Below are 12,962 nucleotides of genomic sequence, written 5' to 3'. Positions count from 1 at the left end.
CGTGTGCGCCGCCGCGGCGGCGGCAAGACGAGACGCGGGTCCCCTCTCCCGTGCGGGAGAGGGACAGGGTGAGGGGCGTGCGGCGCCCGGAGAAGGCGGGACGCGCGTCGAGGACGGGCTCGATCCTGAACAATCTCGACCCTCACCCCAACCCTCTCCCGCACGGGAGAGGGGGTGCGTCGCGTTCTTTCATCAGCGTTGAAGCCCTGATCATCAATCCTGGTGCGGCTCATCCATGAAGCTCCTCACCACCCCCGGCTTCTGGATCGCGATCCTCGCCGTCGCGGCCGCCGCCACCCTCCCCTGGTATGTCTCCGGCTACATCCTGGGCCTGCTCACGATCGCCTACTATTTCGGCGTGTTCTCGATGGCCTGGGACCTCCTCTTCGGCTTCGCCGGCGAGGTGAATTTCGGCCCGACCTTCCTGATCGGGCTCGGGGCCTACGGCGCCGGCATCCTCAACAACCGCTACGAATTGCCGATCCCCTACTGCCTCGCGGCCGGGACCGTGCTCGCCGTGGTCGGCGGCCTCGCCCTGGCGCTGCCGGCGCTCAAGGTCCGCGGCCCCTATTTCGGGCTGATCACCCTGGTGGCGGTCCTGCTCCTGCAGAACATGATCGTGGTCTTCTCCGGCCTCACCGGCGGCGAGATCGGCCTGACCGTCCCCGACGTCATATCGATCGACGCCGACACCAATTACTGGCTGGCGCTCGGCTTCATGGCGGTCTCCGGCCTGATCCTCACGGCCATCGCCCGCTCGCCCGCGGGGCTGATCCTCCAGGCCGCCGGCCAGGATCCGGTGGTGACCGGGGCGCTCGGCTTCAACGTCGCCAAGCACAAGCTCGCGGCCTTCGCGGTGAGCGCCGCCTTCTCGGGCCTCGCGGGCGGGCTGGTGGTCTTCTACATGGGCACCGCCTCGGTGGGCACGCTGATCAACACCTCGGTGGGCGTGCAGGTGATCATCGCGGCGGTGCTCGGCGGCCGCCGCACCATCGTGGGCGCGGCGCTCGGCGCCGTGTTCCTGATCGCGGCGGGCGAGCTGCTGCGCCCGCTGGGCGGGCTCTCGACCTTCGTGGTGTCGGCGGTGGCGCTGCTGGTGATCCTGTTCGTGCCCTCGGGGCTCCTCGGCCTCGCGTCCTTCCGGAGCGCCCGATGACCGTCGCCGTGGCACCCCCGCCGGCCGTGTCTCCCGTCCTGGCCGAGCCCTGCCTCACCGTGCGCGGCCTGACCAAGCGCTATGGCGGCCTCGTCGCCGTCAAGGAGGTCGATCTCGACCTGCGGCCCGGCGAGATCCTCGGCCTGATCGGCCCGAACGGCTCGGGCAAGTCCACCGTGATGAAGCTGATCATGGGGCTGGAGCGGCCGAGCGCCGGCTCGATCCGCCTCGACGGCGCCGAGATCGGCGGGATGCCGGCCCACCGGGTGGCGCGCTCCGGGATCGGCCTCGTGTTCCAGCACGCGCGGCCGCTCCAGCGGCAGACCGTGCTGGAGAACATCAGCCTCGCGCTCCTGCCCGACAGCCTGATCCGATTGGTCGCGGATCCCCACGTCGCGCGGCGCGCGAAAGAAATCGCCGAGCGCGTCGGCCTCGGCGCCGTGGTCGACCGGCGGCCCGGCACCCTGCCCTTCGCGGATCTGCGCCGGCTTGAGCTCGCCAAGGCCATCGCCCGCGATCCCCGGGTGGTGCTGGTCGACGAGCCCTTCGCGGGCCTGACCGGCGGCGAGGTCGCGGCCTTCTCCGAGCTGATCCGGGGGTTTCGCGACGAGGGCAAGGCCGTGCTCCTCGTCGACCACAACGTGAAGAGCGTCGCGGCCCTCGTGGACCGGGTGTTCGCCATGTATCTCGGCGAGCGCATCGCCGAGGGCTCGGCCGAGTCCGTGATGGCCGACCCGACCGTGCGCCGGGTCTATCTCGGCGGCAGCATCGAGACGGCGGCCCGGCCGGAAGCCGCGTTCAAGCCGGATTCGCTGCTGACCGTCGAGGGTGTCGACGTGCTCTACGGCAAGGCGCAGGCGCTCCGCGCCGCCTCGATCCACGTCCACGAGGGCGAGTTCGTCTCGGTGGTGGGCCTGAACGGCGCCGGCAAGACCACGTTGTTCAACGCCATTTCGGGCCTCGTGCCGCATACCGGCACGATCCGGTTCGACGGCCGGGATCTCGCGACGATGAAGCCCGCCGCCATCGCCCGGGCCGGCATCGTCCAGGTGCCCGAGACCCGCGAGCTGTTCGGTGACCTCAGCGTGCGCGAGAACCTCGACCTCGGCGGTCAGCATTTCCCCAAGGCCGAGAGCGCCAGGCAGCGCGACTGGCTCTACGAGCTGTTCCCGATCCTGAAGGCCCGCGAGACGCAGAGCGCCCGCACCCTGTCGGGGGGCGAGCAGCAGATGCTGACCATCGCCCGGGCGCTGATGATGCGGCCGCGCCTCCTGATCCTCGACGAGCCGACGCTCGGCCTTGCCCCGGTGATCCTGGAGCTGCTGTCGAAAGCCTTGGAGAAGCTGCGGCAGACCACGCCGATCACGGTCCTGCTCGGCGAGCAGAACGTCACCTTCGCGCTCCCGCACGCCGACCGGGTCTACGTGCTGGAGCAGGCGCGGATCGTCTGGGAGGGGCCGCCGCAGCGCTTCGCCAGCGAGATGGGATCGGCCTATCTGTGAGGGGTGGCGTGATCCGGGTCGATCAAGATCCACGTTCGATTCGGGTTGGAGCGCAGGTCCCCTCTCCCGTGCGGGAGAGGGACAGGGTGAGGGATCAGGTCTGTCCGGAGGCGGCGCGCCAGGGACGCGCGTCGCTGGGTTGCTTGATCCTGAGAGTTCTCGTCCCTCACCCCAACCCTCTCCCGCACGGGAGAGGGGGCCCGTCGCGCCGCGGGTGAAGGCAGTGGGACGGCGGGCAGCCGGCTCGCACAGCTTGGTGCGCTGGCCGGCAGGAAAACCCTAGGGAGCGGACACCGTGGACTTCAACCTCTCCCAGTCCCAGACGCACTGGCTGAACCGCGTCCGCGCCTTCATCGCCGCCGAGATCCTGCCGGCCACCGCCGCGGTCGCGGCCGAGCGGACGGAGAGCCGTGCCCCCTCGCCCACGATGGAGCGGCTGAAGGACCGGGCGAAGGCCGAGGGCCTGTGGAACCTGTTCCTGCCGCCCTCCCCCGAGCACGACACGGTGGAATACCGCGGCGCCGGCCTCACCAACCTCGATTACGCGCTCTGCGCCGAGGCGATGGGCCGGGTCGGGATCGCCTCGGAAGTCTTCAACTGCGCGGCGCCCGATACCGGCAACATGGAGGTGCTGCACCGCTACGGCAGCCCCGCCCAGAAGGAGGCGTGGCTCAGGCCCCTGATGGCCGGCGCGATCCGCTCGGCCTTCCTGATGACCGAGCCGGAGGTCGCCTCCTCGGACGCCACCAACATCGCGACGTCGATCCGCCGGGACGGCGACCACTACGTCATCGACGGCCGCAAGTGGTGGTCGACCGGCGTCGGCGACCCGCGCTGCAGGATCGCGATCCTGATGGGCAAGACCGACCCGGACGCCCCCCGCCACCGGCAGCAAACGCAGATCCTGGTGCCGATGGACACGCCGGGGGTGCGGGTGGAGCGGCTGCTGCCGGTCTTCGGCTACGAGGACGCCCCCAAGGGCCACGGCGAGGTGGTGCTGGAGCATGTCCGCGTGCCGGCCGGGAACTTGATCCTGGGCGAGGGCCGCGGCTTCGAGATCGCGCAGGGAAGGCTCGGGCCGGGCCGGATCCACCATTGCATGCGCACCATCGGGGCCGCCGAGGTGGCCCTGGAGGCCATGGCGCGCCGCCTCGTGTCCCGGGTCGCCTTCGGCAAGCGGATCTCCGAGCAGTCGGTCTGGGAGCAGCGGGTCGCGGAGGCGCGGATCGACATCGAGATGGCCCGCCTCCTCTGCCTGAAGGCCGCCGACATGATGGACAAGGTCGGCGCCAAGGGCGCCAAGCTCGAGATCGCCATGATCAAGGTCGCGGCGCCCCGGGTGGCGCTGAAGGTGATCGACGACGCGATCCAGGCCCATGGCGGGGCCGGCGTCTCGGAGGATTTCGGGCTCGCCAGGATGTACGCCCATATCCGCACCCTGCGGCTCGCCGACGGGCCCGACGAGGTCCACAACCGCTCGATCGCCCGGCTGGAATTCGGGCGCTACACCAATGCCCGCGAGGGCGCATGAGCGACGCGGATGTCTTCTCCGGCGTGAAGCCGGTCGAGCCGCGCCACCGGATCGACGAGGCGAAGCTCGCCGCCTGGATGGAGGGCCACGTCCGCGGCTACGCCGGCCCGCTCACCGTGCGGCAGTTCCGCGGCGGTCAGTCGAACCCGACCTACCGGCTCGACACGCCCGCCCAGGCCTACGTGCTCCGGCGAAAACCCTTCGGCCCGCTCCTCCCCTCCGCGCACGCGGTGGACCGCGAGTTCCGGGTGATCGGCGCCCTCTACGGCGAGGGTTTCCCGGTGCCGCGGCCCTTCGCGCTGTGCGAGGACCCGGACATCATCGGCGCGGCCTTCTACGTGATGGAGGCGGTGGACGGCGCGGTGCACTGGGACGGGGCGCTGCCGGGCCTCGATCCCCATGCCCGCCACCGGCACTATGCCGGCATGATCGCCACGCTGGCGCGCCTGCACGCCATCGACCCGGAGGCGGCGGGGCTCTCCGATTACGGCCGGCCCGGCAACTACTTCGCCCGGCAGGTCGACCGCTGGACCCGCCAGTACCGCGCCGCCGAGGACGGGCGCCTGGAGGACGTCGAGCGGCTGATCGCGTGGCTGCCTCGGACCGTGCCGGAGCAGCAGGGCGCCTGCGTGGTCCACGGTGATTACCGCCTCGACAACCTGATCTTTTCCCGCGACGGCGGCGTCAGCGCGGTGCTCGACTGGGAGCTGTCGACGCTCGGCGACCCGCTCGCCGATTTCAGCTACCTGCTGATGCAGTGGGAGTTGCCGGCCGACGGGCGCAGCGGGCTCGGCGGGCTCGACCTGCCGGCTTTGGGCATTCCCACACGGGACGAGGCGGTGGCGCTCTACTGCCGGGCGGCGGATCGGAAAAGCCTGCCCGACCTCGACTGGTACTTCGCCTACAACCTGTTCCGGCTGGTCGGCATCCTGCAGGGTGTGGCCGCCCGCGCCAAGGCGGGCAACGCCGCGAGCGAGCACGCCGCCGCCATGGCGGCACGCGTCCCGAAGCTTGCCGAAGCGGCCTGGGGCTTCGCCGAGCGGGCGGGGGCCTGAGCATGGAGTTTTCCGGCCGCGTCGTCGCCGTCACGGGGGCCGCCCGGGGCATCGGCCGGGCGCTCGCCGCGGCGGCCCGGGCCCGGGGCGCGACCGTGGTCGCCCTCGACCGCGACGGCGCCGGGGCTGAGGCCGTGGCGGTGGAACTCGGCGGACGGGCCTATGCCATCGACGTGGGTGACCCGGAGGCGGTCGCTGCTGCCCTCGCAGGCATCGAGGCCGGGATCGGTCCCATCGCGCTCTACTGCTCCAATGCCGGCATCCTGGAGCGCGACCCCGATCCGGAGCTGGCCACCTCTGCCGATCCGGAGAGCTGGGCGCGGTCGTGGTCGGTGAACGTGATGGGCCATGTCCACGCGGCGCGGGTTCTGGTCCCGCTCTGGCGCGCCCGAGGCGGGGGCGCGTTCCTCGGCACCGTCTCAGCGGCGGGGCTCTTGAGCCAGATCGGCAGCGCCACCTACTCGGCCACCAAGCACGCGGCGCTGGCCTTCCTGGAGCATCTCGCCATCGCCCATGCCGCGGACGGGATCCGGGTCGCCGCCCTGTGCCCGCAAGGCGTCGACACCGCCATGCTGGGGGCGACCAGCGCCGCGTCGCGCGACGGCGTGCTGTCACCCGAGGCCGTCGCCGAGGCCGCCCTGGATGGGCTGGCATCGGGGCGCTTCCTGATCCTGCCGCACCCGCAGGTGGCCGAATACGCCCGCCGCCGGGCCGAGGATCCCGAACGGTGGCTTGCCGGCATGGCGCGCCTGCGCCGGTCGATGCGGGCGGGGGCGTGAGGATGGGCGGCGTCCGGAGACACCAGCGGTGGCCGCGTGAGGCGCTGGTCCCCTCTCCCGTGCGGGAGAGGGACAGGGTGAGGGATCGGGTCTTTCCGGACAGCGCGCACCCCTCACCCCAACCCTCTCCCGTACGGGAGAGGGGGCGCGTCGCGACCGTCAGATCCCGCGGAACCAAGCTGGCGGGCGTGTCCGGCCCTGCGCAGCGCGGAGGCGAGCCATGTCCCTGTTCGATCTGACCGGCAAAGTCGCGCTCATCACCGGCTCCTCCCGCGGCATCGGGCGGGCGATCGCCCTGCGGATGGCCGAGCACGGCGCCCGGGTGGTGATCTCTTCGCGCAAGCGCGAAGCCTGCGCGGCGGTGGTCGCCGAGATCGAGGCCGCGCACGGCGCCGGCCGCGCCGTGGCGATCCCGGCGAGCATCTCGGTGAAGGACGAGCTGGAAGCCCTGGTCACCGAGACCGAGGCGCGGCTCGGCCCGGTGGACGTGCTGGTCTGCAACGCCGCCAGCAATCCCTATTACGGGCCGCTGGCCGGCATCTCCGACGCGCAGTTCCGGAAGATCCTCGAGAACAACGTCCTGGCGAACCACTGGCTGATCCAGAGGGTCGCCCCCGGCATGGTGGCGCGGCGGGACGGCGCGATCGTCATCGTCTCCTCCATCGGGGCGCTCAAAGGGTCGCCGGTGATCGGCGCCTACAACGTCTCGAAGGCCGCCGACCTCCAGCTCGCCCGCAACTACGCGGTGGAGTACGGGCCCGCCAACGTGCGGGTGAACTGCCTCTGCCCGGGGCTGATCCGCACCGATTTCGCCCGGGCCCTGTGGGAGGATCCCGAGATGCTGGCCGCCACCACGGACGCCGCGCCCCTGCGCCGGATCGGCGAGCCCGACGAGATCGCCGGCGCCGCCGTGTTCCTGGCCTCCGCGGCGGGCCGGTTCGTGACCGGTCAGGCACTGGTCATCGACGGCGGCGTGACCATCGCCCGATGAGTCTCGACCCCCGCATCCCCGCCGGCTGGCCTTCCCTGCCTTTCCGCGAGGCCGAGGCGCGGCTCACCGCCCCGGGCGCACCCTTCGCCATCGCCACGGTGCCGATCCGGGGCGTGCCGACCCGGATCTGGGAGAAGGCCCCGCCGACCCTGCGCGACCTGTTCCGGATCGCCCGGGGGCACGGAGAGAAGACCTTCGTTGTCTACCAGGACGAGCGCGTGACCTTCACGGGCTTCGCCCGGGCGGCGACCACCCTCGCGCGGGCCCTGGTGGAGGCCGGCCTGCGCAAGGGCGACCGGGTCGCCATCGCGCAGCGCAACCTGCCCGAATGGCCGGTGAGCTATTTCGGTGCCCTGCTCGCCGGGGCGATCGCGACGCCGCTCAATGCGTGGTGGACCGGGCCCGAGCTCGCCTACGGCCTGCAGCATTCGGGCGCGCGGGTGCTGATCGCCGACGGCGAGCGCTTCGCCCGGCTCGCCCCGCATCTGGGCGAATGCCCGGCCCTGGAGCGGGTCCTCACCACCCGGATGGAGCCGGACCCCCGTGCGATGCCGCTCGCCGAGATTGTGGGGCCGGTCCGGGACTGGGCCGCCCTGCCCGACCTGCCCCTGCCCGACATCGCTCTCGGTCCGGAGGACGACGCGACGCTGTTCTACACCTCGGGCACCACCGGCAAGCCCAAGGGGGCGGTCGGCACCCACCGGGCGGCCGCCACGACGGTGATGGCCTATCCCTACTCGGCGGCGCGCAGCGCCCTGCGCCGGGGCGAGAGCCCGCCCAAGCCCGACCCGTCCGCGCCGCAGCGGGCGGCGCTGCTGGTGATCCCGCTGTTCCACGTCACCGGCTGCCACGCGAGCCTCGGGGCGGCGCTCTACGGCGGCCACCGGCTGGTGATGATGCACCGCTGGGACGCGAACGCGGCCCTCGACCTGATCGAACGGGAGGGCTGCACCAGCGCGGGCGGCGTCCCGACCATCGCGTGGCAGCTCGCCACCGCCGCCCGGGAAGCCGGACGGCCGCTGCCGAGTCTCGAGGGCGTCACCTATGGCGGCGCCCCGGCCGCCGGCGACCTCGTGCGAACGCTCGGCGAGGCCTTGCCGAAGGTCGTCCCCGGGACCGGCTGGGGCATGACCGAGACCTCGGCGACCTTCACCCATCACCAGGGCGAGGATTACCTCGCGCATCCCGAGTCCTGCGGTCCGCCCCTGCCGGTCTGCGAGGTGCGGATCGTCGACCCCCTCGGGGACGTGCTGCCGCCGGGCGCGGTCGGCGAGCTCTGCGTGAAGGGCCCCAACGTGGTCCGCGGCTACTGGGACGACCCGACGGCCACCGCCGAGGCCCTTTCCGAGGGCTGGCTGCGCACCGGCGACCTCGCCCGCGCCGACGACGAGGGGTTCCTGACCATCGTCGACCGGATCAAGGACATGCTGATCCGCGGCGGCGAGAACATCTATTGCTGCGAGGTCGAGAACGCCCTCTACGCCCATCCGGACGTGATCGACGCCGTGGTGCTGCCGGTGCCCCATCCGACCCTCGGGGAGGAGCCGGGCGCCATCGTGGTTCTGGCGGAGGGGTCGAGTGCCGACGCCTCGGAGATCCGCGCCTTCGCGGCCGCGCGGCTCGCGGCGTTCAAGGTCCCGGTGCGGATCGTGATCCGGGACGAACTCCTGCCGCGCAACCCCGCCGGGAAGATTCTGAGGGCCCCCCTGCGGGCGGTGTTCGCAGGCGTGTCAGATCAGAACGGCTCACCCTCTGGGTCCGGGCGGTAGACCCGCAGGGTCCGGCCGTCGGGGAACTGCACCGTCCGGCGGCGGACCACGACGTAGCCGGCGGCCTGCGCGCTGCTCAGGCGATCGAGGCGGTCGTCGGTGTCGTCCGGCGCGTAGCCGTACCCATAGCCCGGCCCGTAATTGTAGGCGCGGTAGCGCGCGTAGCCCTCAGGCGGAGGCGGGGGCGCTGCCGCGGCGATCTGCGGGCCGCTGCGGATCATGCGGGCCGGCGCTGCGGTGATGCGGGCCCGGCGCGGCGCGGCGGCGAACCGCTTGGCGGTCGAGGATGGGCCGCGTGCCGCCTTCCGCTCCGGCTCGCGCCGCGCCGCGACGGCCGTCCGTTTGGCGGGCGTCGGCCGGACCTTCGTCGCCGCCGCTGGGGTCGAGGCGGCCGTTGCCGGCGCCGCCGCCTTCTGATCCGCGGCCGGCGCCTTTTCGGTGGCCGATTTGTGGGCCGGTGGGTCCGTCCAGGTCGTGGCCACGGATTCGGCGGATGCGCCGCCCAGGCCGAGGGCCAGGATGAGGGCGGCGAGGCTCGTTCGCGCACCGTGCAACATGGTGCCCTCCTGAAATCGCGGCGTTCCCGACTGATCCGCTAGGCGATGCAACAATAGATCGAACTGCCGCACAGGGGAATTCCGTCGCTGCATTTCCATGAAGATCGTCGAAGCACGTTTAATACCGATGACGCTCCGCTCGGGCGGTCCGTGTCGGGGCGGCCGCGGTCCTGCCGGCCGGGAGCCGCTGCCGGACCGGCGCCATCGGAGCCTGCCGATCGATGACGGATCCTGCGGCCGGACAGGCTCGCGCTCGTGGCGCAGACCGGACTGATCGTCGGGCCGACCGCCGCTCGCCCCTGCGGCCGGACACGGGCTGCTTCAGGCGGGCACACTACAGCGTGACCGGACAGCCGTGAACAGTTGAGTTGCTGTCCCGTCTCGAATAGAATTAGATACTAATCTATGTAAATTTACTGAGATAGGCTGCTTTCACGGGGCGCCTCTCGAGATCCGCCCTCATGGTTCCGGCTCTCGGTCGCGAATTTTTGCGATTTACTAACCCGATCGCGCGAAAGTGGCTCGATGCAGCGCCGACGGCGACCCTGTTCCGGCAGGCTGCAGGCGTCCTCTTCCGGTGCTCGGATGATTCCCAACCAGACCAGCCGCCCGTCCGCCGACCGTGCCGTGCCGTGGCACAGTCTCGCCAACCTCAAGCTCCGCCACAAGCTGGCGGCCGTGATGGTCCTGGTGCTCGTGGCCATCGGCGCCCTGAGCGCGCTGAGCTACGTCGACATGCGCAGCTCGGCGCTCGAGGATCGCGCCCTGATGACGAAGCGCCTCACCGAGGTCGCGCAGAGCCTGCTCGGCCATTACGAGGCGCAGGCCACCGCGGGCCAGATGCCCCTCGCCGAGGCGCAGAAGGCGGCCCTCGCGGCGATCACCGCCCTGCGCTTCGGCAGCGAGGACTACTTCTTCGTCCTCGATGCCCAGGGTCACCTGATCGCCAACGCCTTCAACGCCAAGAACGTCGGCAAGCGGGTGGTGGACCAGACCGACGTCCCCGGCGGAAAGCGCTACTTCGCCGAGATGGTCGAGACCGCCACGCGCGACGGCTCCGGCTTCGTCGACTACATGAAGCCGCGCGCCGGCGGGTCCGTGGCGGTGGAGAAGGTCGCGAGCGTGCAGATGTTCAAGCCGTGGGGCTGGATCGTCGCCACCGGCCTGTACCGGGACGATGTCCACGCGGCCGTGCGCGACCGGGCGGTCACCATCGCCGTCTGGTCCGCCGGCCTCGCCCTGCCGATCCTGGCGCTGCTCCTCCTCGTCGGCAACAGCCTGGCGCGTCCGATCACCCGCCTGACCGCGGCGATGCGCGGCCTCGCGGACGGCGATCTCGCGGTGACGGTCGATGACCAGCGGCGCGGCGACGAGGTCGGCGCCATGGCCCGCGCGGTCCAGGTGTTCAAGGACGCCCTGATCGCCAAGCGCGCGGCCGACGCGGCCGCCGTGGCGGAGAACGACGCGAAGATGCGCCGCGCCCAGATGCTGGACGCGATCACCGCCCGGTTCGACACGCAGGTCGGCGCGCTGACGCAGGGGCTGTCCTCGGCCGCGGTGGAGATGGAGGCCACCGCCCGGGAGATGACGCGCACGGCCGCGCGGACCACCGACCAGTCCGTGCGCGTGGCCGCTGCCTCCGAGCAGACGTCGAGCAACGTGCAGACCGTGGCGGCGGCCAGCGAGGAGATGGCCGCCTCGATCCACGAGATCGCGGCCCGCGTCGCCCAGTCCTCCGCGATGGCCGACCGGGCCAGCACGGATGTGACCCAGACGAACGCCCTGATGCAGGTGCTGTCCCGCGGCACCGACCAGATCAGCGAGGTGATGGGCCTGATCGCCGGGATCGCCGGGCAGACCAACCTGTTGGCCCTCAACGCCACCATCGAGGCGGCGCGCGCCGGCGAGGCCGGCAAGGGCTTCGCCGTGGTGGCGGGCGAGGTGAAGGCGCTCGCTTCGCAGACGGCCCGGGCGACCGAGACCATCGCGGCGCAGATCGCGGCCATACAGACCGAGACGCGGCAGGCGGTCGAGGCGATGCGGACGATCGGGGGCACGATCGACGAGATGCGCACGGTGGCGCTCAGCGTGGCCGCCGCCATGGAGGAGCAGGGCGCGGCCACCAGCGAGATCGTCCGGAACGTCACGCAGGCGGCGCAGGGCACGCAGGCGGTGAGCACCGATATTGCCGACGTCCGGCAGGCGGCCCGCGACACCGGGACGGCCTCCGGACAGGTCCTGAGCGCCGCGCAGGAACTGGCCCGCTACTCGGCGAGCCTCGGCGCGGAGGTCACGACCTTCCTCGCCGCCGTCAAGGCCGCCTGAGGGGCATCGTGCGCCGCCGACCCGCCGGCCCGGCGGCGCCTCATGCGATCCCGTCGATCGCCACCCGCAGATGCTCGGGCCCGCGGAGCGCCGCGCCCGACCGGTAGGGCGGCGGGTCCTCGATCAGCCGGGGCGCCTTGAGCCGGCGGGCAAGGGCGGTCAGCGCCGCCTCGGCCTCGAACCGGGCAAGGGGTGCGCCGACGCAGTAATGCAGGCTGCCGCCGAAGCCGAGATGGCGGAGTCCGGCGCGGTCGGGGTCGAACCGGTCGGGATCCGGGAAGACGGCCCCGTCGCGGTTGCCGGAGGCCAGCAGCAGCACGAGGTCGGCGCCCTCGGGGATCGTCACGCCCGCGATGTCGATGGCCGAGAGCGTCCGCCGCGTCCGGAACTGCACCGGCGGCTCGTAGCGCAGCAGTTCCTCAATCAGCCGCGGGGCCCGGAGCGGATCCTGCCGCAGGCGCTCCAGTTCGTCGGGATGGCGCAGCAGGGTCAGCAGGCCGTTGGTGATCAGGTTCACGGTGGTCTCGTGGCCGGCCACCAGCATCAGGATCGAGGTGGCGATCAGGTCGTAATCGCCCATCTTCACCCCGGCCGGGGTCGCGTGGTTGGCAAGCCCCGACAGCATGTCGTCCCCCGGGTGCTTCCGCTTGTCCTTGATCAGGTCGGCCATGTAGCCGCCGATCGCGTCGAAGGTCCGGCTGTTCTCGGCGCGGATCTCGGGGTCGGACAGGCTGTCGGGCTCCAGCGCGGTGGCGAGCTGCGTCGCCCAGCCGTGGAACTTCGGCTCGTCCTCCCGGGGCACGCCGAACAGCTCGCAGATCACCGTCACGGGCAGCGGGTAGGCGAGGTCGTCGACCGCATCGATCTCCCGGGCGCCGCATTTCTCGTCGAGCAGATCGGCGACCAATTGGTCGGAGCGGGCGCGCATCGCCTGAACGCGCTCCCGGCTGAACTGGTGCATCACCGCCGAGCGCAGGGCATCGTGGTCCGGCGGGTCGCGGAAGATGAAGACCCGGTGCCGGTCCATCATCCAGTCCTTGAGCGGCTTCACGATCAGGTCGGTGAGGGGGTTGCCGGTGCGCGGCCGGTCGGCCGGGGGCAGGGTCTCGGAGCTGACCCGCGGGTCCTGCAGCAGGCTGGCGATGGTGCCGTGGGTCGCCGCAACCCAGGTGCCCTCCTCGGTGCCGTCGTCCTGGCGCGAGACGGGGTTCTCCCGCAGCCGCGCATAGATCGGATAGGGATTCGGCCGGTTGGCGAAATCCTTGACCTGATTGAGGAGGGTGGCGTCGGGCATGCG

The 12,962-nt window shown here is 71.9% G+C and carries 10 protein-coding genes; 8 read left to right on the top strand and 2 right to left on the bottom strand.

What is annotated here, in order from left to right:
* Positions 1 to 235 precede the first annotated feature (235 nt).
* From PQI07_RS22365 to PQI07_RS22335, 7 genes are all read left to right on the top strand, one after another.
* Positions 236 to 1,156, top strand: coding sequence for a branched-chain amino acid ABC transporter permease (locus PQI07_RS22365; protein WP_043345981.1), 921 nt, complete (start codon positions 236 to 238; stop codon positions 1,154 to 1,156).
* On the top strand, positions 1,153 to 2,658 hold the full coding sequence (locus PQI07_RS22360; RefSeq protein WP_274927407.1) for an ATP-binding cassette domain-containing protein: 1,506 nt from the start codon (positions 1,153 to 1,155) through the stop codon (positions 2,656 to 2,658). The genes PQI07_RS22365 and PQI07_RS22360 overlap by 4 nt, the downstream gene beginning before the upstream one ends.
* A gap of 295 nt (positions 2,659 to 2,953) precedes the next feature.
* On the top strand, positions 2,954 to 4,189 hold the full coding sequence (locus PQI07_RS22355; protein ID WP_043383145.1) for an acyl-CoA dehydrogenase family protein: 1,236 nt from the start codon (positions 2,954 to 2,956) through the stop codon (positions 4,187 to 4,189).
* A complete protein-coding gene (locus tag PQI07_RS22350) occupies positions 4,186 to 5,244 on the top strand; it encodes a phosphotransferase family protein (protein ID WP_043353020.1) in 1,059 nt (352 codons plus the stop codon). The genes PQI07_RS22355 and PQI07_RS22350 overlap by 4 nt, the downstream gene beginning before the upstream one ends.
* Before the next feature lie 2 nt (positions 5,245 to 5,246).
* On the top strand, positions 5,247 to 6,023 hold the full coding sequence (locus PQI07_RS22345) for an SDR family NAD(P)-dependent oxidoreductase (protein ID WP_179698813.1): 777 nt from the start codon (positions 5,247 to 5,249) through the stop codon (positions 6,021 to 6,023).
* A 220-nt stretch (positions 6,024 to 6,243) separates the two neighbouring features.
* Entirely contained in the window at positions 6,244 to 7,014 is a 771-nt protein-coding gene (locus PQI07_RS22340; RefSeq protein ID WP_053608295.1) for an SDR family NAD(P)-dependent oxidoreductase, read from the top strand.
* Positions 7,011 to 8,783 (top strand): class I adenylate-forming enzyme family protein, encoded by a 1,773-nt coding sequence (locus tag PQI07_RS22335; protein WP_274927406.1) that lies wholly within the window; start codon positions 7,011 to 7,013, stop codon positions 8,781 to 8,783. Before PQI07_RS22340 ends, PQI07_RS22335 begins: the two co-directional genes overlap by 4 nt.
* Here PQI07_RS22335 and PQI07_RS22330 read toward each other — a convergent pair.
* Positions 8,750 to 9,340 (bottom strand): hypothetical protein, encoded by a 591-nt coding sequence (locus PQI07_RS22330; RefSeq protein WP_274927405.1) that lies wholly within the window; start codon positions 9,338 to 9,340, stop codon positions 8,750 to 8,752. The two genes, PQI07_RS22335 and PQI07_RS22330, sit on opposite strands and share 34 nt — an antisense overlap.
* A 585-nt stretch (positions 9,341 to 9,925) precedes the next feature.
* Here PQI07_RS22330 and PQI07_RS22325 point away from each other — a divergent pair.
* Positions 9,926 to 11,665 carry a methyl-accepting chemotaxis protein gene (locus tag PQI07_RS22325; protein WP_043354008.1) on the top strand — a complete coding sequence of 580 codons (1,740 nt, stop codon included), beginning with the start codon at positions 9,926 to 9,928 and terminating at the stop codon, positions 11,663 to 11,665.
* Positions 11,666 to 11,705: 40 nt separating this feature from the next.
* Here PQI07_RS22325 and PQI07_RS22320 read toward each other — a convergent pair whose 3' ends face one another.
* The gene (locus PQI07_RS22320; RefSeq protein WP_043383124.1) at positions 11,706 to 12,959 is read right to left on the bottom strand and encodes a cytochrome P450; all 1,254 of its coding nucleotides are present in this window, start codon (positions 12,957 to 12,959) and stop codon (positions 11,706 to 11,708) included.
* Between the last annotated feature and the right edge of the window lie 3 nt (positions 12,960 to 12,962).

The organism is Methylobacterium sp. 092160098-2 (assembly GCF_028920805.1).
Classification (GTDB): Bacteria; Pseudomonadota; Alphaproteobacteria; order Rhizobiales; family Beijerinckiaceae; genus Methylobacterium; species Methylobacterium fujisawaense.
The sequence above is the reverse complement of the archived record's forward strand: the minus strand, read 5'-3'. Positions and strand labels throughout refer to the sequence as shown.